Source organism: Thermotomaculum hydrothermale (assembly GCF_016592575.1).
GTDB classification, from domain to species: domain Bacteria; phylum Acidobacteriota; class Holophagae; order Thermotomaculales; family Thermotomaculaceae; genus Thermotomaculum; species Thermotomaculum hydrothermale.
Map to the genome: position 1 here is coordinate 530,488 of NZ_AP017470.1, position 23,300 is coordinate 553,787.

The 23,300-nt window shown below is 38.4% G+C and carries 12 protein-coding genes; 11 read left to right on the forward strand and 1 reads right to left on the reverse strand.

Annotated elements, in window-relative coordinates; all coding sequences use genetic code 11:
* The first annotated feature begins 26 nt into the window (after positions 1–26).
* The 11 genes from TTHT_RS02415 to TTHT_RS02465 all read left to right on the forward strand — a co-directional run bounded on the left by TTHT_RS02415 (position 27) and on the right by TTHT_RS02465 (position 22,302).
* Complete coding sequence (locus tag TTHT_RS02415; RefSeq protein WP_201328450.1) at positions 27–704, forward strand: TIGR00153 family protein; 678 nt, start codon at positions 27–29, stop codon at positions 702–704.
* 13 nt (positions 705–717) lie between these two features.
* A complete protein-coding gene (locus tag TTHT_RS02420) occupies positions 718–1,965 on the forward strand; it encodes an inorganic phosphate transporter (protein ID WP_201328451.1) in 1,248 nt (415 codons plus the stop codon).
* A gap of 40 nt (positions 1,966–2,005) precedes the next feature.
* Complete coding sequence (locus TTHT_RS02425; RefSeq protein ID WP_201328452.1) at positions 2,006–2,764, forward strand: lysophospholipid acyltransferase family protein; 759 nt, start codon at positions 2,006–2,008, stop codon at positions 2,762–2,764.
* The gene (locus TTHT_RS02430) at positions 2,754–3,119 is read left to right on the forward strand and encodes a hypothetical protein (protein WP_201328453.1); all 366 of its coding nucleotides are present in this window, start codon (positions 2,754–2,756) and stop codon (positions 3,117–3,119) included. Before TTHT_RS02425 ends, TTHT_RS02430 begins: the two co-directional genes overlap by 11 nt.
* On the forward strand, positions 3,109–4,101 hold the full coding sequence (locus TTHT_RS02435) for a potassium channel family protein (RefSeq protein ID WP_201328454.1): 993 nt from the start codon (positions 3,109–3,111) through the stop codon (positions 4,099–4,101). Before TTHT_RS02430 ends, TTHT_RS02435 begins: the two co-directional genes overlap by 11 nt.
* The gene (locus TTHT_RS02440) at positions 4,085–4,546 is read left to right on the forward strand and encodes a DUF192 domain-containing protein (protein WP_201328455.1); all 462 of its coding nucleotides are present in this window, start codon (positions 4,085–4,087) and stop codon (positions 4,544–4,546) included. The genes TTHT_RS02435 and TTHT_RS02440 overlap by 17 nt, the downstream gene beginning before the upstream one ends.
* 177 nt (positions 4,547–4,723) lie before the next feature.
* Entirely contained in the window at positions 4,724–11,944 is a 7,221-nt protein-coding gene (locus tag TTHT_RS02445; protein ID WP_201328456.1) for a lamin tail domain-containing protein, read from the forward strand.
* 132 nt (positions 11,945–12,076) lie between these two features.
* Positions 12,077–18,886, forward strand: coding sequence for a S8 family serine peptidase (locus TTHT_RS02450; RefSeq protein ID WP_201328457.1), 6,810 nt, complete (start codon positions 12,077–12,079; stop codon positions 18,884–18,886).
* A gap of 101 nt (positions 18,887–18,987) precedes the next feature.
* On the forward strand, positions 18,988–19,515 hold the full coding sequence (locus TTHT_RS02455; protein ID WP_201328458.1) for a gamma carbonic anhydrase family protein: 528 nt from the start codon (positions 18,988–18,990) through the stop codon (positions 19,513–19,515).
* A 9-nt stretch (positions 19,516–19,524) separates the two neighbouring features.
* On the forward strand, positions 19,525–20,952 hold the full coding sequence (locus TTHT_RS02460; RefSeq protein ID WP_201328459.1) for an aldehyde dehydrogenase family protein: 1,428 nt from the start codon (positions 19,525–19,527) through the stop codon (positions 20,950–20,952).
* 9 nt (positions 20,953–20,961) lie between these two features.
* On the forward strand, positions 20,962–22,302 hold the full coding sequence (locus TTHT_RS02465) for an alanine/glycine:cation symporter family protein (protein ID WP_201328460.1): 1,341 nt from the start codon (positions 20,962–20,964) through the stop codon (positions 22,300–22,302).
* A gap of 56 nt (positions 22,303–22,358) precedes the next feature.
* Here the strand turns inward: TTHT_RS02465 and TTHT_RS02470 are convergent, their stop codons facing one another.
* Positions 22,359–23,294, reverse strand: coding sequence for an aldo/keto reductase (locus TTHT_RS02470; protein WP_201328461.1), 936 nt, complete (start codon positions 23,292–23,294; stop codon positions 22,359–22,361).
* Between the last annotated feature and the right edge of the window lie 6 nt (positions 23,295–23,300).

Below are 23,300 nucleotides of genomic sequence, written 5' to 3' on the forward strand. Positions count from 1 at the left end.
TTGGTTAATATTTTAAGGAGGGATAAATGAGCGTATCTATTTTTGAGATTTTTAGTAAATCTCCTTTTTCACCTTTAAAGCAACAGATTGAAAAGATTAAGGAATGTGTAACCAAAGCTGCTGAAATGGTTGATTTGTTGATTGCAGGGGCGGAGTATTCAACCCTTGAAGAGTATGCTAAAGAAGTTTCCAAGCTTGAACACGAAGTTGATATTATTAAAAATGAATTGAGAAACGGTATAAGTACCACAGTATTCCTTCCCTTTAACAAGCAAACTATTTTGACTGTGCTGGCAAGCCAGGATTCAATAGCGGATACAGCTGAGGATTTTGCAGGTCTTTTAACATTGAAAGAGTTAAAAATTCCAGAAGAGTTCAAGCCTTTACTTGCGGAATTTAAGGCCAAGGTTATTGAGACTTTTGAGCAACTTTACAATATTGTCTGTGAAATGGACGTGGCTTTTGAAAGTGCGTTTGGCGGTCCGGAGGTTAAGCATATTTTTGAGATGATTGATAAATTAGGAGAAAAAGAACATGAATGCGATATTGTTCAAAGAAAACTTGCTAAAAAGGTGTTTGAGATAGAGGACAAACTTAAATGTTCCGAAATTTTCTTGTGGCCTAAAATATTCAACAAATTTGGGGATATAGCAAATTTAAGTGAAAAGGTAGGTAACAGAATAAGAATGATGATAAGTAAATAATACGGGGGAAGGGATGGATTTTAATACAATTATCTATATCCTTGCAATTATTTTTGGTTTTTATATGGCCTGGAATGTAGGGGCAAACGATGTTGCAAATGCAATGGGTACATCTGTTGGCTCAAAGGCTATTACTTTAAAACAGGCTGTACTAATTGCAGCAATATTTGAGTTTTCAGGGGCTTACCTTGTTGGTTCCCATGTTACCCAAACTATAAGGAAGGGGATGGTTGATATTTCAATTTTTTCCTCTATCCCGTCTCATTTTGTATTAGGTATGCTTGCTGCTTTAATTGCAACTGCTATCTGGCTTCACCTTGCCACATACTATGGGTTGCCTGTGTCAACCACCCACTCAATTGTCGGTGCTGTAATAGGGTTTGGGCTTGTTGCTGGGGGAACAAGAGCTGTTAAATGGGCAGGGGTAGGAAAGATTGTATTAAGCTGGATTATTTCCCCTATTGCAGGAGGCATTTTTGCATACATAATCTTTATGTTTGTAAGTAAAAAAATTCTTCAAAAGGAAAATCCTGTTGAAGAATTAAAGAAAAAAGGGCCTTTTTTGATTGGTATGTTAGGTTTTGTTTTAACGATGAGTGTAATTTATAAAGGGCTTAAACTTAAGTCAATATCTTTAGATAGGGCGATTGAAATTTCCTTTATTGTATTTTTAATTATTGCAATTATTTCATATATGTTGTTAAGAATGGCAAAATCTCATACTGAGTATGATTATCCCCAAAAGCTTAATAGAGTGGAAAAGATATTTGCTTTTATGCAGGTGATTACAGCCTGTTATGTTGCATTTGCCCATGGTTCAAACGATGTTGCCAACGCTGTGGGACCGTTAAGTGCAATAGTGAATGTTTTAAAGGAGGGTGCTGTAAAACAGCATGCAGTTGTTTACGATTGGGTTTTAGCTTTAGGTGGAGCAGGAATAGCAATTGGTGTTGCTACTTATGGATATAAGGTTATTGAAACAGTGGGAAAGAAGATTACAGATATATCTCCTTCAAGGGGGTTTTCAGCTGAATTTTCTGCTGCCACAACTATTTTGATTTGTTCCAAATTAGGTCTTCCTATATCAACCACGCACACCCTTGTTGGAGCAGTTATAGGTGTTGGATTTGCAAGAGGTATCGCAGGTTTAAATGTGAAAATAATTAGAGATATAGTTTATTCATGGCTGGTAACCTTGCCCTTTACAGGGATTCTGTCGGCTGTTTTGTATTATATTTTTGTTCATGTCGTAACTCTTTAATAAAATTGAATTTTTTAATTTCTTAGGCTAAAATATGAGTATGTTTGTGTTTTTAAAGAAATTGGTTTATAGCATAGTTTTTAATTTTGTTTTAATTTTCCTGACTTTGTTTTTTTTGCTTTTACTATTGCTAATAGTGTTTTTACCCTCAAAGACAAGAAATAGAATTTTCAATATTATTGCAAAAATCTGGAGCTGGACTTTACTTAAAGTTTCAGGAACCAAGTTAGTGGTTATCGGGAAGGAAAATCTTCCTGATGGCCCTCCTTTTATAATTGCTTTTAACCATCTCAGCAATTTTGACATCTATGCAATGGCTCAGGCGATTGACCCTGTTTTTAGAGCGGTAATGAAAAAGGAAATTATGTATATTCCCTTGTTTGGAGTGGTGTTGTTATTGTACGATTCATTCCCAATCGACAGAAAAAACATTCATAATGCTAAAAAAACTTTGAAAAATGTGGCAAGATACTTTAACAGACATCCGTATATTATGGCAATTACAGGTACAAGGATAAGAAACAGGGACTTTTTTAAGGTAAAACTCAAAAAAGGGCCTGTTGTTACGGCTATTCAGCATAAAATTCCTATTTTGCCTGTAACATTAATAGGGCCTGACCATGTCCAACCAAAGGGAGCAGTTTTAATCAACCCTGGAAAAACAATTGAGGTTATAATTCACCCCCCTGTAAAAACTGATAATTACACTCTTGAAGATAGAGATAGAGTTTTAATGAATTTAAGGGAGATTATTGGTAAGCCTTTAATAGAAAAGGGGGAGGCAGAGTATGTTGAATAAAAGAGGGGAAAGTAAAATAGGATGTTTAATTTATCTGGTTATTTTTGCGTATATTGGTTATCTATTGATTCAGGTTGCACCTGTTTTTTACAACAAAGAAGAGTTGAGAGATCAGCTGGATATTGCCGCAAGGAGCTACTATCAACTTAAAGACAGGCCTGAGGTTTTGTATAATATGATTTTGAAAAAAGCAAGGGAATTACAAATACCTTTAAGAAGACAGGATATTAGAATTAAAATAAGAAGAGGAGAGGTAGAAATTTCTGCTGAATACGAAGTTGAAATAGACTTTCTTTTTACAAAAAAGATTTTTGTCATGAGACCTTCAGCGAGTATGCCAATTTATGACTTTTAAAAGAAATTTTTTTTCAGTTCTTTATCTACCTTTAACTGTTCTTTTTATAATCCTGACTGTTGGAACTGTTGGTTATATTCTGCTTGAAAAAGCTAATTTTTTAGATTCGCTTTATATGACGGTGATAACACTAACAACTGTTGGGTTTAGAGAGGTTATTGAATTAGATACAAAAGGCAAGATATTTACAATTTTTTTGATATTAATGGGCGTTGGATTGATAGGATATACTATCTCATCTTTTTCCGCTTTTTTTGTTGAAGGCGGTTTAACAGAGTTTATGAAGGGAAGAAAGATGGAAAAAGCTATAAAAAAATTAAAAAATCACATTATTATCTGTGGCTTTGGTGAGAATGGCTCAAAAATAGCAGAACTTCTGAAAAAAAGTAAGAGAAATGTTGTCGTTGTGGATTCAAAGTATATTAATGAAATGGATAATTACTATCACATTGTTGGAGATGCGACTGATGATAATATTTTAGAAGCCGCAGGGATTAGGGAAGCTTCTGTTTTAGTTGCTGCTCTGCCATCTGATGCTGACAATATTTTTGTTTCAATTACAGCTAAGGCTTTGAATAAAAAAATAAAAGTTATTGCAAAGGCAAAGGAAGAAAGTTCTGTAAAAAAGATGAAACTTGTTGGTATTGATGAGGTAGTTTACCTGTTTGATATTTCAGCAAGGAGAATAGCCAATCTTATTATTTCTCCCCATTTTGTAAATATGGTTGATATTTTTTCAGAGGGAGATGTTTATCTTGAAATCGCAGAGATAGACATATCAAAAAATTCGCACATAATAGGGAAGAGCATATCAGAAATAAACTTAAAAAGAAGGACAGGCTTATTGATTGTTGCAATAAAAAAGCCAGATGGGAAGGTGTATTTTAATCCGGATTCAGACTATATTTTTGAAAAACACGATGTTCTTCTTGTAATGGGGACAAGGGAGCAGATAGAGAAAAGCGATGAAATATTTAATTAGAATTTTGTTTGTTTTTGTATCAATATCTATTCTTTGTTTTTCTAAAAATGATAATTTACCCAGAGTGGAGTTTGCAACTGTGATTTTCCCTAAAGGGTATGTTTTTTCCCTGGAAATTGCAAAAACCCCTGAACAATGGGTAAGGGGCTTAATGTTCAGGAAAAGCCTTCCTCAAAATAGCGGGATGCTTTTTGTGTACCCTAAAGACGATTACTTTGCTATATGGATGAAAAACTGCTTTATACCGCTTGATATAATCTGGCTTGATTCTAAAGGAAGGATTGTTTATTTTGTTGAAAATGCACCTCCATGTAAACAGGAGCCCTGCCCGGTTTATGAGCCTATTATGAAAGCAAGGTTTGTTATTGAATTGAATGCGGGAACGATTAAGAAACTTAAACTCAAAACAGGGGATAGGGTTTCAATTATCCTTCCGAAACAATAATTTTTTTCTTCCTTTGTTTCAAATAATTAGAATTTTTTTTTAATATTGGTTAAATTTTCCCTTTAAAAATTTAATATTTTTTTACATAATTATAGAAATTTAATAGCGGTGAGGGTGAAAAAGATTTAATGACTGGATATTACCAATAAATAAAACAATTATTTTGGAGGGCATTTGATGAAAACAAGAGTAAGGATTTTTGTGCGCACATTTTTATTAATTTCTATTTTTCTCTTTGCAGGGTTGTCATTCTCCCAAACCTATAGAATTCTCTTTGACAACTCTAAAGCTCAAACTGCAGGGAATGCAGACTGGAAGATTGACGATAATGAACCTTATCCTGACCCTGCCAATCCAACTTCTGAAAGTGATTGGTTGGGAGCAATATCCTCATGGGGATTTGAGTTATGGCAAACTGGAAATTATGAAATAGTGCAGCTTCCTGCCGGTTCAACAATTACCTATGGAGACTCTTCCAATCCTCTTGATTTATCCAACTTTGATGTTTTTATAAGTGTTGAACCAAATGTTCAATTTACTGATTCTGAAAAAGAGGCAATAATTGCTTTTGTTGAAAACGGTGGTGGTTTATTTGCTGTTGCAGACCACACTGGTGCAGATAGAAATAATGATGGGATGGATGCCCAGGATGTTTGGGATGATTTATTTAATAACAATCCCCGTGGTATTTCCAATATATTTGGTGTGACCTTTAACTCAGATAGTGTGTCTGGAAGTTATACTGATGTTAGAACCAATTTAAGTGAGCCTGAAGATTATGCACTTTTTAACGGGCCATTTGGCACCGTAACAGGCATTGCTTACCATTCAGGTGCTTCAATGACTGTTGATACAAATGCAAACCCAAATGCAAGGGCACAGATATGGGCTGATTCATCTCATTCAAACAACAGTGTTGTTGTTGCAACAAGCCGCTTTGGAAATGGAAGGATTGCCTTTGTTGGCGACTCTTCACCCTGTGATGACGGCACAGGAGATCCGGGAGATACATTGTATGATGGATGGAATGAATCTGGAGTAACAGACAGAGAAGTATTTTTAAATCTCACAGTTTGGCTTGCAAGCGGTTCTCAGAATAATTCTGGTATATCAATTGGCACCCCTTCTATGAATCCGTCAAATCCTCAAAACGGAGATACTGTTACAATAACTGTTGATGTTACAGATTCAAATGGAACAATAACAGGGGTTGAGTTACAGTGGAAAACATTTGATACAGATACATTTAACAGTGTTTCAATGATAAATACTGGTGGAGATACCTATCAGGGTGATATACCTGCTCAATCAAATACAATTGTTCAGTATATGATTGTTGCTACTGATGACAATAATGATACTGCATCAAAGGGAGTGTATTCATATCAGGTTGGGTACATTCCAATATGCAATTTAAGGAATAATGCAAACGATTCTGACGGTGTAAATAAGTACAACAACCTGAATGTAACATTACAGGGTATTGTTACAGTGCCAACAGTCGGTGGTTTTGGTAGTGCAGGAAAAACAGATATCTACATTCAGGATTCATCAGGTTGCGGAATAAATGTTTATAACGGGACATCAGACCAGCCTCAGGTAAATATCGGAGATGTTGTTGAGGTTAGCGGAAAACTTACTCAATACAAAGGTAAACTTGAACTTGATATTTCATCTGGTTCAATGACTGTTTTAGGTACCGATACACCGCCTGCACCCCAGGTAATTACCTGCTCTCAATTAGGTGAAGATTATGAAGGTAAACTTGTAAGAATTAATAATGTTCATGTTGTAAGCGGTACCATCCCTGCAAGTGGAAGCTCAGGAAGTTTAACAATTGAAGATTCAACAGGACAGGCAACAATTTTTGTTGACAAGGATACAGATATTGACGGAATGGATACCCCAACAGGAGATTTTGACGTAATTGGTATTATTAGCCAGTATGATAGCTCTTCCCCATATACAAGCGGTTATCAATTAATGCCAAGGTCTCAGGAGGATTTTATAACTTCTGGCGGAACCCCAACTGGAAAAGATCTTTACTTTTCAGAATACATTGAAGGCTCAAGCTACAACAAAGCCCTTGAAATATTCAATGAAACAGGCTCTGCAGTTGATTTAAGCGAGTATGAAATTCAAATGTATGTAAACGGAAATACCACTCCTTCTACAACAATTACTCTCTCTGGTACATTGAATGATGGTGATACATTTGCAATCTGCCATTCAAGTGCATCTTCTACATTACAGAATCTCTGTCAGATGACATCAGGCTCTCTATCTTTTAATGGAGACGATGCAATAGTTCTTGTTCACAACGGAAATGTTGTTGACTCAATAGGTAGAGTTGGTGAAGACCCGGGGTCTGCATGGAGCAACAATGGAGTATCAACTGAGAACATGACATTAAGGAGAAAACCGCACATACACCACGGTGACACAGTTATTGATGATGCCTTTGACCCATCAGTCGAATGGGATGCTTACAATCAGGATGACTTTTCTGATGTAGGTTCACAAACCTGTTTATACACCCTTCATGTTGAGGTTGCATCAGGGAATGGAACAACCAATCCTTCTGGTGACAATGATTACCAGTATAATACAGCAGTAACGGTTTCTGCAACACCGGATAACGGTTATTCCTTTGATTCATGGACTGGATATCTAAATTCAACAGACAATCCAGTTCAGGTTGTTATGAATGAAGATATTTCATTGCAGGCACACTTTGTTGCTAATAGTGGAGGAAATCAGAAAGATTTATACTTCAGCGAGTATATTGAGGGCTCAAGCAATAATAAAGCTATTGAAATATTTAATGAAACAGGTAATTCAGTTGATTTAAGCGAATATACAATTGAAATTTATAACAATGGAGCAAATACGCCTAATCACACAATTAATCTTTCTGGAACACTTTTAGATGCAGATACCTATTTTATTGCTTATAATAGTGCATCTTCAACTCTGACAAATGCAGCAGACCTTGTAACAGGTGAACTTTCCTTCAATGGAGACGATGCAATAGTTCTTCTTCACAATGGCAATGTTGTTGATTCAATAGGCAGAGTTGGAGAAGACCCAGGTTCAGCGTGGAGCAGTAATGGAGTATCAACCAAAGATATGACATTAAGGAGAAAGCCACACATCCACCAGGGAGACACAGACCCAACAGATGCCTTTGACCCGTCAGTTGAATGGGATGCATATCCTCAGGATAACTTTGATGATATTAATCAACACTCATGCTTATATTACCTGACGGTTGGCGTTGCTTCAGGAAACGGTACAACAAATCCAACAGGTGTTACAGAGCAACAGTATGCAACAGGTGTTCAAATCTCAGCGACCCCTGATGCAGGCTATGTTTTTGATTACTGGGAAGGGGATATTAGCTCAACAGATAACCCTGTAAGTGTGACAATAAGGAGAGATACAACGGTTAACGCTGTTTTTGTTGCTGGCTCATCAAGTCAAAAAGACTTATATTTTAGTGAGTATATAGAAGGTTCAAGCAACAATAAGGCAATTGAAATATTTAACGAAACAGGTAATTCAGTTGACTTAAGTGAATATACAATTGAGATATACAACAATGGTGCAAATTCACCGAACCACACTATTAACCTCTCTGGAACACTTGCAGACGCAGATACTTACTTCATTGCATATAGTAGTGCATCCTCAACCCTTACAAGTGCAGCTGATATGACCACAGGTGCTCTCTCTTTTAATGGGGATGATACTATAGTTCTTCTTCATAATGGCAATGTTGTTGACTCAATAGGGAGGATAGGAGAAGATCCGGGATCTTCATGGAACAATAACGGTGTATCAACTAAAGACATGACATTAAGGAGAAAATCGCACATACACCAGGGAGACACAGACCCAACAGATGCTTTTGATCCATCGATTGAATGGGATGCATATCCGCAGGATAACTTTGACGATATTGGTCAGCATACATCCCTGTATACATTAACGGTAAATACCCCAGACGGCAATGGAACAACAACACCCTCCGGTACAAACGATTACCAGTATGGAACAGGTGTGCAGGTAAGTGCAACCCCTAACAGCGGCTATGCATTCTCAGGCTGGGATGGAGACATAGTAAGCAGTGATAACCCGCTAACTGTTGTAATGGACAATGATTACACAATAAACGCACACTTTACAGAGTTAGGAAACAATGGAAAGAATCTCTACTTCAGTGAATATATTGAAGGTTCAGGAATGAACAAGGCAATAGAAATATTCAACGAAACTGGAGCAGACATAGACTTAAGCAATTACATCATAGAGATATACAACAATGGTGCAAACTCTCCTAATCACACAATTAATTTAAGTGGCACCTTGGCAGACGGCTCAACCTTTGTAATCTGTGACCCTAATGCAGATGCAGGTTTGGTAAACAATGCCAACATAACAAGTTCAGAACTATCCTTTAACGGGGATGATGCTGTAGTTTTGAAAGACCATGGAGTGGTAATCGACTCAATAGGAAGAGTTGGAGAAGACCCAGGTTCTTCATGGAACAATAACGGTGTATCAACTAAAGACATGACATTAAGGAGAAAATCGCACATACACCAGGGAGACACAGACCCAACAGATGCTTTTGATCCATCGATTGAATGGGATGCATATCCGCAGGATAACTTTGACGATATTGGTCAGCATACATCCCTGTATACATTAACGGTAAATACCCCAGACGGCAATGGAACAACAACACCCTCCGGTACAAACGATTACCAGTATGGAACAGGTGTGCAGGTAAGTGCAACCCCTAACAGCGGCTATGCATTCTCAGGCTGGGATGGAGACATAGTAAGCAGTGATAACCCGCTAACTGTTGTAATGGACAATGATTACACAATAAACGCACACTTTGCAGAGTTAGGAAACAATGGAAAGAATCTCTACTTCAGTGAATATATTGAAGGTTCAGGAATGAACAAGGCAATAGAAATATTCAATGAAACTGGAGCAGACATAGACTTAAGCAATTACATCATAGAGATATACAACAATGGTGCAAACTCTCCTAATCACACAATTAATTTAAGTGGCACCTTGGCAGACGGCTCAACCTTTGTAATCTGTGACCCTAATGCAGATGCAGGTTTGGTAAACAATGCCAACATAACAAGTTCAGAACTATCCTTTAACGGGGATGATGCTATAGTTTTGAAAGACCATGGAGTGGTAATCGATTCAATAGGAAGAGTTGGAGAAGACCCAGGTTCAGCATGGAGCAACAATGGGGCATCAACTAAGGACATGACATTAAGGAGAAAGCCGTATATCCACCAGGGAGACACAGACCCAACAGATGCCTTTGACCCATCGATTGAATGGGATGCGTATTCTCAAAACAACTTTGACGATATTGGAACTGGTTCTGGTTACTATACTTTAACGGTATCAATTGCATCCGGTCAGGGTACAGTTAGTCCATCTGGAGCAAATAATTATCTTTATGGCAGTGTTGTTAATGTTTCTGCACAGCCTACAGTGGGATATACATTTACAGGGTGGAGTGGAGATGTTGTTTCAAACCAGCAGACAATTCAAGTAACTTTAAATAGAAATATTTCTGTTAGTGCTACATTTGAAGCAATTTATCATACTATTGTAGCAACATCCGGTTCTCACGGGAGGATTTCACCTGAAGGTACAATTCAGGTGATTGAAGGAAGTGACCAGGGATTTTCATTTATCCCTGATGAAGGTTACCATGTGGATACTGTTACTGTAGATGGTGCATTGGTAAACGCAAAACATTTTTATCTTTTCCGTAATGTAACTTCTGACCACACAATCTCTGTTACATTTGCTGAAAATCACCCACCTGTAATTAACAGCTTCTCAGTTCCTTCACATGCAGGCCATGCTCCTTTTGAACTAATGGCAAATGTTGATGCATATGACCCTGATGGAGGCAATATTGTCAGATATCAGTGGAACATAAGCGGTAAGAAAAGTGAACAAATAATTTCTTCAATGCCAACTTTAAATTATACCTTGCCTATTGCAGGAGATTTTTATCTCAGCGTAACAGTTTACGACGATGAAGGAGAATCAACAACCTCAGATACCATAGAAATTAATGTATCTAACCCAGCGGCAGTACTTATACCTTTGCCTACCTTGAATGGGTTGACTGCCTATAAAAATGATGTTACTGATGTCACAACAACCATAGTTAATATCTTTAATGAGAGTGTTACCGTAACTTTTGATACATATGATACAGAAGGTTCTCTTTTAGAGGAAAAAGAGGTTAATATCCCGCCATACGGAAACTTTGTTGTTACCCCTGGTATTTTTGATGGAGATTTTACAAAACTCAAAGCCTATGCTGATAAGTATGTTGTTCTTGTAGTTGAAACAAAAGGCGAAAATTTTGAGACAACAAGCTACCTTTCAACAAACTTAAAAGATACTTTGTATATCTCTCATATTGCGGAAGAAGTTGATTACTGGAGTACATTTGGTTATATTTCTAACCCTTATTCTTATAATATTGAAGGAACAATTGCAGGACAGGATTTTGAGCTTGGGAATGCTCAATCAACAATTATTGATTTTGAAAATCTTGCACCATCTGTGACTGATGTTCTGACAAATTGGGGGACTATAAGTGTTCAAACGGATAACCCATTCTCCTCAACAAATGTTCTTTCTGGGTTTGAAGTTTTTGTAAAAGACGGCAAAGACGGTGGGGCAGTTGAGATGAACAATCTTCCATCTAAAGAGCTGTTTCTATCTCATATTCCTGAAGAAACATACCACTTCTGGACAGGATTGGTTCTTGACAATGTGGAAAATAAGGACGCTAATGTTAATATCATGTTTTACGATGCTGAAGGACATTATGAAGGGTTGTATAACTTGACTCTTAAAGCAGGTTCTAAATATAAAACCCTGATTAAAGACATAATCCCTGATTCTGCTAATACTGTTTGTTGGGCAAAAATTATTTCGGATAGAAAACTTGTTGGACTTGAACTATTTGGTACCTATGGAGATGCTATTTGTGGGTATTCTTTGAATGAAAAACCAACTACATGGGGAGTAATTCCAGATATTAAATCTGATAGTACCTACTGGACTGGAATTGGAATGGTTAATGTAAATACTGAGGAAGCAAATGTTACTTTTAAATTAAGAGATTCACAGGGAAATGTAAAAGCAACAGCAACTATAATAATACCCCCATTGGGCAAATACAAAGCAGTTGTAAACGACATGTTTGAAAATACAGAAGTTGAAACTGGAGATACAATTACCTATTCCTCAGATAGACCTGTTATTGGAGTGAAAGTTTCCGGTGATTATAACAATACTGTAATGAGTGCATTGTCAACAACAAGATAAATTTTCTAAAATTTTTAAATAATTCAGGCGGCTAAATAGCCGCCTTTTTTTTGTGAATAAAATTTTTTAGCCAAAAATTTTATTTTTTGTTAAAATAATGAGCATTAAACAAGTAAAAGGGGGGTGTTTATAATGAGGCGTTTTTTTCTACTTTGTCTATTAGTGTTAAGTACAACCCTGTTTTCACAAACATTGAAATTTAAAAACGGTTCTTTTGACCCATTAAAAAGTGGAGGCAAATTTACCTCTCTAACATCTATCAAATCTATTTCTAAAACAGCAGAAAATTTTTTTATTGTTCAGTTTAATGGTCCTATTACAAGGGAAGAAAAAGCTGCTTTGTTAAATAGAGGTTTAAAAATAGTTGACTATATCCCTGATTACGCTTATGTGGTGTATTCAACAGCAAAAAATATTAACTCTTTGAAAATAAAAGGGTTAAGGTGGAAAGGATACTACCACCCTTCTTTTAGAGTATCACCTTTTCTTTTTACTCCTCCTAAAAAAAAGGGAGACTCTCAGAAGGGTTCTTCTATTAAATTAAAGGTTTTGTTTTATCCTGTCTTACCCTCTAATTTCTGTTATTTTTATTTAAAAGATTTAGGTGCCACTATTGAAAAGTGGAATGAAACAAAATGGCAATACTCGGCAATAATAACAATTGACAAAAAATATCTTTCATCTTTAAAAGATTTACCTGCTTTAAAATGGGTTGAAAAGTACACCACTCCTGTAGTATTTTCTAAAACACCCTCTGTTGCTTTTAAAGTGAAAAAGGGTTCTCAAACAAAAAATCAGCAGGCTGCAGATATTATCAACATTAGTCCTCTATGGAGTGCGGGATATACAGGAAACGGGCAAATTGCAGGAGTGTGCGACACGGGACTTGATAAGGGTAGTTTAACAGACATTCACGCAGATTTTGATGATGATGATAATTCTTCGACAGCAACCACAAGAATAGTAAGCACATATGCTTTAGGGAGAACTAACGATTGGTCAGATGATGAGGGACATGGTACTCATGTAACAGGCTCTGTTTTAGGTGATGGAAGCCATTCAAATGGCAACTTTAAAGGTATGGCATATGAAGCAAGGCTTGTCTTTCAATCAGTGCTGGATAACCAGGGTGGTCTTGGTGGTATACCTTCTGATTTAAATGATTTGTTTCAGCCTGCTTATGATGACGGTGCAAGGGTCCATTCAAATTCTTGGGGATTACCTTTATCAAGTGGTGGATATGTTTACGACAGTGAGGCACAGCAGGTTGACCAGTTTATGTGGAATCATAAGGATTTTTTAATCCTTTTTGCTGCTGGAAACGATGGAACAGACGCAGATTCAAATGGTGTGGTAGACCTTCAATCAGTTACTGCTCCAGGAACTGCAAAAAACTGTATAACAGTTGGTGCTACTGAAAGTGACATAAATGTTTCAAGTACAACATATGGTCAGGCCTGGAGTAGTGATTACCCAGCTGACCCAATAAACAGTGATACAATTGGAGAAAATAGGAACGGAATGGCTGCTTTTTCATCAAGGGGCCCGGCACCTGATGGAAGGATAAAACCTGATGTTTGTGCACCAGGCACATTTATAATTTCAGTTCGCTCGCAGGATCCCAATGCCGGAACAGGGTGGGGTGCATACGATGATTGGTACATATATGAGGGAGGTACCTCAATGGCTACTCCCATTACCTCCGGTGCATCAGTTGTTACCAGGCAATTTTTTGTTGACCATGAAGGGATAACACCATCTGCTGCCTTAATAAAAGCAACTTTAATGAATGGTGCCTATGATATTTATCCTGGGCAATACGGTACGGGGACAACTCAGGAGATTCCTGAAAAAAGGCCAAACAATGTTGAAGGCTGGGGAAGAATAGACATAGGAAACACTTTAATGCCTGCTGCTCCAGTTCAGTTTTCCTATATTGACGAACAGACTGGATTAAACACAGGAGAAGTTGACACTTATTCGTACAATGTAACAGATACTTCAGCTCCTATAAGGGTGACCTTAACATGGACTGATTATCCAGGAGCCACTTCTGCAAGTGTTGAACTAGTGAACGACCTTGACTTAAAGATAACCTCTCCCTCAGGAACAGTCTTATATCCCAACCATAAAACACAGCCTGACAGGCTTAACAATACTGAAACCATAGATATTGAAAACCCTGAAAGTGGGGAATATGTAATAAAGGTTATAGCTTACAATGTCCCCCAAGGTCCACAACCTTACGCCCTTGTGGCTCATGGCACATCAACTCTGCAGGTTTACCATGATACAACTCCTCCAGTAATATCAAATATCTCATTGTGCGTTTCATCTGATCAATGCATAGTATCATGGGATACTGATGAGCCATCTGATTCAGTAGTAACTTATGGAACCACAAATCCTCCATCTACTACTGTTAGTGATTCAAGTCTTGTTACTCATCACAGCATAACCATTACAGGCCTGTCGGCAAACACAACTTATTATTTTAAAGTTTCTTCAACTGATTCTTCATCAAATATGTCCGAATCTGATGTTTACACATTTGCGACCAATAATACCCCTGCCAATTCAACACCCTTTTCAGATGATATGGAAAGTGGAGTGGGGAACTGGAATACAACACTTGCTCAGGGAAATACAGATTGGGCGTTAAGCTCTTCATACACCCATTCAGGGAGCAATTCATGGTTTAGTCCTGATGAGGCTAATATCAAAGACGATTATCTTGATACAGTCCCTATTGATTTAACAAATGCAACTGCAGCAACTTTAACCTTCTGGCATACCTATCAAATGGAACAGGGTTATGACGGCTGTGTAATTGAAATATCCACAGATGGAGGTTCAAATTTTTCAGACCTTGGTGGGAATATAACTCAGGGAGGTTACAACGGAACTATTTCAACAAGTTATAATTCCCCTATTGCTGGAAGAAGTGCCTGGACAGGGGGAACTCTTGGGGCAATGACCCAGGTAATTGTTGATCTTACTCCTTATGTAGGGAACAATGTAATTGTTCGCTTTAGAATTGCGTGCGATAGTTCTCAGAGTTCACAAGGGTGGTATATAGATGATGTCCAGGTAACTGCTAATTCCTGTACAACTCAATCACCTACTCCTGTTACAACTACGCACACAATTACTGCTTCTGCTGGTAGTGGTGGCACAATAAATCCAAGTGGAAACGTAACCGTAAATGATGGGGACGATATAACCTTCACCATAAGTGCAGCCACTGGTTACCACATCAAAGACGTGTTGGTGGATGGAACAAGTGTAGGAGCGGTATCCAGTTACACCTTTAACAACGTAACATCGGATCACACAATAGAAGCGCAATTCGAGGCAGACACGTTCACCATAACAGCATCTGCAGGAACAGGTGGCAGCATAGACCCAAGCGGCAGCGTAAGTGTAAGTTACGGAGGTAGCCAGACGTTCACCATAAGTGCAGCCACTGGTTACCACATCAAAGACGTGTTGGTGGATGGAACAAGTGTAGGAGCGGTATCCAGTTACACCTTTAACAACGTAACATCGGATCACACAATAGAAGCGCAATTCGAGGCAGACACGTTCACCATAACAGCATCTGCAGGAACAGGTGGCAGCATAGACCCAAGCGGCAGCGTAAGTGTAAGTTACGGAGGTAGCCAGACGTTCACCATAAGTGCAGCCACTGGTTACCACATCAAAGACGTGTTGGTGGATGGAACAAGTGTAGGAGCGGTATCCAGTTACACCTTTAACAACGTAACATCGGATCACACAATAGAAGCGCAATTCGAGGCAGACACGTTCACCATAACAGCATCTGCAGGAACAGGTGGCAGCATAGACCCAAGCGGCAGCGTAAGTGTAAGTTACGGAGGTAGCCAGACGTTCACCATAAGTGCAGCCACTGGTTACCACATCAAAGACGTGTTGGTGGATGGAACAAGTGTAGGAGCGGTATCCAGTTACACCTTTAACAACGTAACATCGGATCACACAATAGAAGCGCAATTCGAGGCAGACACGTTCACCATAACAGCATCTGCAGGAACAGGTGGCAGCATAGACCCAAGCGGCAGCGTAAGTGTAAGTTACGGAGGTAGCCAGACGTTCACCATAAGTGCAGCCACTGGTTACCACATCAAAGACGTGTTGGTGGATGGAACAAGTGTAGGAGCGGTATCCAGTTACACCTTTAACAACGTAACATCGGATCACACAATAGAAGCGCAATTCGAGGCAGACACGTTCACCATAACAGCATCTGCAGGAACAGGTGGCAGCATAGACCCAAGCGGCAGCGTAAGTGTAAGTTACGGAGGTAGCCAGACGTTCACCATAAGTGCAGCCACTGGTTACCACATCAAAGACGTGTTGGTGGATGGAACAAGTGTAGGAGCGGTATCCAGTTACACCTTTAACAACGTAACATCGGATCACACAATAGAAGCGCAATTCGAGGCAGACACGTTCACCATAACAGCATCTGCAGGAACAGGTGGCAGCATAGACCCAAGCGGCAGCGTAAGTGTAAGTTACGGAGGTAGCCAGACGTTCACCATAAGTGCAGCCACTGGTTACCACATCAAAGACGTGTTGGTGGATGGAACAAGTGTAGGAGCGGTATCCAGTTACACCTTTAACAACGTAACATCGGATCACACAATAGAAGCGCAATTCGAGGCAGACACGTTCACCATAACAGCATCTGCAGGAACAGGTGGCAGCATAGACCCAAGCGGCAGCGTAAGTGTAAGTTACGGAGGTAGCCAGACGTTCACCATAAGTGCAGCCACTGGTTACCACATCAAAGACGTGTTGGTGGATGGAACAAGTGTAGGAGCGGTATCCAGTTACACCTTTAACAACGTAACATCGGATCACACAATAGAAGCGCAATTCGAGGCAGACACGTTCACCATAACAGCATCTGCAGGAACAGGTGGCAGCATAGACCCAAGCGGCAGCGTAAGTGTAAGTTACGGAGGTAGCCAGACGTTCACCATAAGTGCAGCCACTGGTTACCACATCAAAGACGTGTTGGTGGATGGAACAAGTGTAGGAGCGGTATCCAGTTACACCTTTAACAACGTAACATCGGATCACACAATAGAAGCGCAATTCGAGGCAGACACGTTCACCATAACAGCATCTGCAGGAACAGGTGGCAGCATAGACCCAAGCGGCAGCGTAAGTGTAAATCCTGGTGATGATATTACTTTTGCAATTACACCTGATAATGGCTATTTTATTGAAGATGTAACAGTTGATGGACACTCTGTTGGTAGAGTTCAAACCTATACTTTCTATAATGTAAATTCTGACCACACAATTAATGCTGTGTTTACTGATTCACTGCCACCAGTTATTACAAGTGCAAGAACTCAAAGTGTTACAGGCCAATTACCATTGAGAGTGACCTTCACCTGTGATGCATACGATCCCGATGGTGGACCTATCGTTAGATATATCTGGCATATTGATGGGGATGATTTTTCAGACACAGTTGTAACTTTTGATGGATTTTGCAATTATATGTTTGTAAAGCCCGGTACTTACCATATTTCTGTAACTGTAATTGATGATGAGGGAGAATCGGCTTCGACTGTGCTGAAAGATTTATCTAACAATGACGCAACCATAGTTGTGGTAAGGCCGCATCACTTTAATCTTGTTATACCATTACCTATAGTAACTACGGGAACATCTACCAAGTCTTCAGAAGGTATTGTAATCCAGAATGCTATAACAGGTATTGTAAACCTTGCAAAAGAGGAATCTCACATTACTGTTAAGTACTTTGATGCCAATGGAAATAATGTATTAACCACTGATTACACTGTTGCACCAGGTGGGAAATTCTCTTTTAATCCATACTCTAACGGAGAAACTGACTTTGACCAGGCTATAATTGAAAGCAATAACTACTGTATTGCCTATTCAAAGGTTATGACAGCAACAGGCCAGATGGCATCCTATTTGTTGCCACAGACAAGTGAAAAATTATTTATCCCGCATGTTGCTGAAGAGACAGATTACTGGGATACCTCTATGTTTATATCATCCCTTGATGCAACAGATGTTAAAGTTAAGGTTGAAGACAATGAGAACACATATAGTATCTCTCTCTTTTCACAACTAATAAACCTTGAAGACTTGCTGGGAGATGAGGTAAATGAGGCAGCAACCTGGGGTACAGTTGAATCTATTCAGAGCAATCCATTTGGCGGTGTTCAAACATTAGGTGGATTTGAGGTATTCCAGCACAATGAAACAGATGGTGCGGCAATAGAACTGCAATCGTCAGGAAGCACCACATTGTTTATCCCCCATATACCTGAGGAAACAGATATTTTCTGGACAGGCTTTGCTATAGTAAATCCAAACGATGAAGCTGCAAATATTGTTATTGATTTGTACAGCAAAGATGGAGAAAAGGTTTCATCAATCCCAATGACAATTGAGGCAAAGACAAAACTTAAAGCATTGGCAAGTGATTTATTTGGAGATGCCAATGGTAGTGCAGAATGGGGAATAATCCGTTCAGACAAAGACATAATTGGAATGGAAATATATGGTACAGTTGCAAACGGAATATGCGGCTTTGCATTGCCATCCCTTGCAACAACAGAAGGGTACTTACCTGAACTTATAACTGGAGACAATTACTGGAACGGGATAGCAATAACCAATCCATCCAATGAAACAGCAACTGTTGATATAAGTCTAATAAGCAAGGATGGTGTTGTAAAAGACACAAAACAGATTGAATTACAATCAATGGCAAGGTATAAGTCAGTTGTAAAAGACTTATTTGCAGATGTTGAAATTGAATCAACTGACTATATCTATTACAAATCAACAACATCAGTAATTGCGATATCGGTTAGTGGAGATTTAGATAGAACATTTATGTTCTCCCTCGTTGGAAGAGAGTAAAGTAATTAACTTGCATAATTCAGGCGGCCTGAAAAAGGCCGCCTTTTTTTGTGTAAGAGTTTGTTTTAAGTTATAATTAAAAAAAATGATGCGAGGTGAGTATGATTTGCAGGTATAAAGGTTTCATTCCTCAAATATCAGATAAAGCATTTGTTGCTCCAACAGCAACAATAATTGGAGATGTTGTTGTTGAAGAGGGTGCGTCTATATGGTTTGGTGCTGTATTAAGGGGTGATATTGATAAAATAAGGATTGGGAAAAACTCTTCAATTCAGGATAACACCGTTATACATGTTACAGGTGGTAAGTATCCCACTATTGTTGGGGACAATGTTATTGTTGGACACGGTTGTATTTTACACGGATGCGAGATTAAAAATAGGGCACTTATTGGTATGGGTGCCATTGTTATGGATGATGTTGTAATTGGTGAAAATTCTATTGTGGCGGCAGGCGCTGTTGTAATTCCCCACACAAAGGTCCCCCCTAATTCTGTTGTTGCGGGGATTCCTGCAAGGGTTATTAGGGAAGTGAAAGATAGTGATTTAAAGGAGATGGAGCGTATTTTAGGGAATTATTCAAGGGTAACAAAAAGTTATTTAAGCAACGATTTTGAAGTAATTGAATAGGGAGGGGTTATGGATTATCCAATAATTGTTGCAGGAAGAGAGATTTTTACAGAAAAGAAGCAAACTGTTTTTGATAAATATAGCAGAGAAGCAATTGCAAGTGTTTCAATTGCAGGAGAAAAAGAGGTTGAAGAGGCGCTTGATAAGGCATATAAAACAAGGAAAACTCTTGCTGAAATCCCTGCTCATAAAAGGGCTGAGTTTATATTTAAAGCGGTTGACATAATAAAATCAAAAAGAGAATACATAGGCAAACTTATAGCAAGGGAAGCGGGGAAACCGATTAAGTATGCTTTAGGTGAAGTTGATAGGTGTATTGAAAATTTAACTTATGCAGGGGAAGAGGCTAAAAGGATTCATGGCGAGACCTTCCCCGTTGATGCTTCAAAGGCTGGAGAAAATAGATACGGTTTTTTTGAGCGCTTCCCTATCGGGGTTGTTGTTGCTATCTCACCGTTTAATTTCCCATTAAACCTTGCAGCGCATAAAGTTGGGCCTGCAATTGCGGCGGGATGCCCTGTTATTTTAAAGCCTGCCGGGCTTACCCCTTTAAGCGGTATTGAGTTAATAAAGGCTTTTGTTGAAGCAAGTGTGCCTGAGGGAAGCGTCTCAGTGCTTGCTGGAAGCGGTTCAACTGTTGGTGAAATGCTAATTAGAGACAAAAGGGTGTCAAAAATAAGTTTTACAGGAAGCAGAGAGGTTGGTGAGCATATCACTAAAACGGCAGGGTTGAAAAAGGTGACAATGGAGTTAGGCTCTAACTCTGCTGTTGTTGTTGATAATGAAATCTATGATATTGACTATGCGGTAAAAAGGTGTGTGTTAGGTGCATACTATAATCAGGGGCAGGTTTGTATTTCAGTGCAGAGGATTTATGTGCATAAGGATATTTTTAAAGATTTTCTTGTTAAATTTGTTGAAGAGACAAGGAAGCAGGTTATAGGCAATCCATTAGACGAAAAAACAGATGTTGGGCCAATGATTTCAGAGGCTGAAGCAATTAGGGTTGAATCGTGGATTAATGAAGCAAAGGAAAATGGAGCAGAGATTTTAACAGGCGGTAAGAGAGACGGGGTTATTTACCTTCCAACTGTTATAACCAATGCAAACGATTCAATGCGGATTGTGAAAGATGAGTTGTTTGCTCCCGCTGTTGTTATTATGCCTGTTGATTCATTTGAAGAGGGGGTTGAAAGGGCAGATAATTCAGAGTACGGTTTGCAGGCAGGGGTATTTACAAAGAATGTTAACAGAGCAATGTACGCTTTTAAAAATATAAATGTTGGCGGAGTAATGATAAACGATATTCCTTCATTCAGGGTTGACCACATGCCTTATGGTGGAAACAAGGGAAGCGGTCTTGGAAGAGAGGGGGCAAGGTTTGCAATTGAGGATATGACAGTTTTGAAAGCTGCAATTTTCAACTTTAACGGTTAAGGAGTGGGTATGGAAGGGTTGTTGGGAAAGATTGATTCGCTTGTATGGGGTTTGCCTTTAATTATTCTTCTTTTAGGCACAGGAATTTACCTTACAATTCGCTTAAAGGGGATTCAGTTTACAAAACTTTTGCATTCACTTTACCTTGCCTTTATTAAGAGGAAAGAAAAAGGTGATGCAGAGGGGGACATAAGCCATTTTGAGGCACTTATGACAGCCCTTTCAGCAACTGTTGGAACAGGAAACATTGCTGGTGTTGCAACTGCAATAATTGCAGGAGGGCCTGGTGCATTGTTCTGGATGTGGATTACAGGGTTATTCGGAATGGCAACAAAGTTTTCAGAGGCTGTTCTTGCAGTGCATTACAGGGTTACAGATGAAAATGGCCAGATGGCAGGTGGCCCTATGTATTACTTAAGAGATGGGTTAAAATCCCCTTTTCTTGCATTCTTGTTTGCCCTTTTTACAAGTATTGCTGCTTTTGGAATAGGCAATATGGTTCAATCAAACTCTGTTGCCGATGCTGTTAAATCTTCATTTGGAGTGCCTGTTTACATTACAGGAATAATCCTTGCCGTTGCCACAGCAATTGTTATTCTTGGTGGGATTAAATCAATTGGAAGGGTAACCTCTTTTCTTGTTCCATTTATGATTGTGGTTTATATGGGTGCGGCAATAATTGTAATAATTATGGAGATTGACAAAGTCCCTTATATCTTTAATTTGATAATTAAGTCGGCTTTTTCTGGCCATGCAGCAGTTGGAGGATTTGCAGGGGCTACTGTTAGAGAAGCCTTAAGGTTTGGTGTTGCAAGGGGGATATTTTCAAACGAATCCGGGTTGGGAAGCTCTCCAATTGCCGCTGCTGCTGCAAAGACAAAACACCCTGTAACTCAGGCGCTTGTTTCAATGACTCAAACCTTTATTGACACAATTGTTGTTTGCTCAATGACAGGGTTTGTAATCCTTGTAACAGGTTCCTGGAAGTTGAAAGGGGTAAACGGGGCAAGCTTAACCTCAGTTGCTTTTTCAAACGCTTTAGGCAAGCACGCTGGAAGTTTTGTTGTTGCCTTAGGCTTAATTCTTTTTGCATACTCAACAATTTTAGGATGGTCTTATTACGGTGAGAAGGCTATTGAATACCTTTTAGGGGTTAAGGCAATAAAGCCATACAGGGTTGCCTTTGTTATTCTTGTTTTAATTGGGAGTATATTAAAGATTGATGTTGTGTGGACTTTAGCAGATATTTTTAACGGTTTAATGGCAATTCCAAACCTTATAGGACTATTGGGTCTTTCTGGAGTGATTGTTAAAGTTACAAGTGATTATTTTAAAAATAGTGTTGAATAAAAGGAAAGAGACAATAAAAATAAAGATATTGGTTTTGAATAAAAATTAGCTTTTTGTTAGATTTTAATACTTTCAAAGACTTCGTTTAGTAGTTTGATATCTTTAATATTAAGTTCAATATTGAATTTTTCAATGTTTTCCTTTGCCTGTTTGGGTGTTCTTGCTCCGGCAATTATGCCGTTTATGTTTTTTGTTTTTAAATAGTTAAGAATTAATTGCGGGATTGTCAGGTTGTAATTTGCCGATATTTTCTTCAGGGTATTGGCAAGTTGTGAAAATTTTTGTAATTTTTCATTTTTTATAAACCTTCTTTCGTCTTCTCTGTCAAATTTGTTTTCTAAATACTTTCCTGTAAGCAATCCCCTTTCAAAGGGGGAGTATCCAAAAAATTTAATCTTGTATTTTTTGCAATAGGGAATAACCGATTTTTCCGGTTTTGTGAAGAGTGGGTTGTACTTAAATTGCAGGCAGTAAGGTTTAAATTTGTTTGAAATTAGTGAGTGTAAATCTCCTGTGTTTAAATTGCAAACCCCCCATTTTTTAATAAGTTTTTTCTCTTTTAACAATTCAAGTGTCTCTGCAATTTTAATTAAAGAGGGGTTTTCAGGTTTAAAGTGCAAGAGGTAAATATCAATGTAATCTGTATTTAACCTTTTTAATGATTTTTCACATTCTTTAAAAATGGTGTCGGGATTTGCATTTTTATATACTCTAACAGGTTTTCCCCTGTAAGAAGTTTCAAAGAAAAATTCTCCGCCTTCGGTGTTTAAACCGAATTTTGTCATTATTGTGATATTTTGTCTTTTAAAGTTTTTTAAAGACTCTCCTATTAGTTTTTCACTTCTTCCAAAGCCGTAAATAGGGGCTGTATCTATAAATTTATATTTATCTAAAAAAACTTCTATTGTTTCAATTGCGTCTTTTTCTTTAACCTTTCCCCAATGCCATTCCCCAATTGTCCAGCTACCCCCAATAAGTACAGTATCATTCATTTTTCA

Excerpts from the sequence above, each read along its gene's own strand:
- TTHT_RS02415 (WP_201328450.1), top strand. The coding sequence starts at position 27 with ATGAGCGTATCTATTTTTGAGATTTTTAGTAAATCTCCTTTTTCACCT.
- TTHT_RS02420 (WP_201328451.1), top strand. The coding sequence starts at position 718 with ATGGATTTTAATACAATTATCTATATCCTTGCAATTATTTTTGGTTTT.
- TTHT_RS02425 (WP_201328452.1), top strand. The coding sequence starts at position 2,006 with ATGTTTGTGTTTTTAAAGAAATTGGTTTATAGCATAGTTTTTAATTTT.
- TTHT_RS02430 (WP_201328453.1), top strand. The coding sequence starts at position 2,754 with ATGTTGAATAAAAGAGGGGAAAGTAAAATAGGATGTTTAATTTATCTG.
- TTHT_RS02435 (WP_201328454.1), top strand. The coding sequence starts at position 3,109 with ATGACTTTTAAAAGAAATTTTTTTTCAGTTCTTTATCTACCTTTAACT.
- TTHT_RS02440 (WP_201328455.1), top strand. The coding sequence starts at position 4,085 with ATGAAATATTTAATTAGAATTTTGTTTGTTTTTGTATCAATATCTATT.
- TTHT_RS02445 (WP_201328456.1), top strand. The coding sequence starts at position 4,724 with ATGAAAACAAGAGTAAGGATTTTTGTGCGCACATTTTTATTAATTTCT.
- TTHT_RS02450 (WP_201328457.1), top strand. The coding sequence starts at position 12,077 with ATGAGGCGTTTTTTTCTACTTTGTCTATTAGTGTTAAGTACAACCCTG.
- TTHT_RS02455 (WP_201328458.1), top strand. The coding sequence starts at position 18,988 with ATGATTTGCAGGTATAAAGGTTTCATTCCTCAAATATCAGATAAAGCA.
- TTHT_RS02460 (WP_201328459.1), top strand. The coding sequence starts at position 19,525 with ATGGATTATCCAATAATTGTTGCAGGAAGAGAGATTTTTACAGAAAAG.
- TTHT_RS02465 (WP_201328460.1), top strand. The coding sequence starts at position 20,962 with ATGGAAGGGTTGTTGGGAAAGATTGATTCGCTTGTATGGGGTTTGCCT.
- TTHT_RS02470 (WP_201328461.1), bottom strand. The coding sequence starts at position 23,294 with ATGAATGATACTGTACTTATTGGGGGTAGCTGGACAATTGGGGAATGG.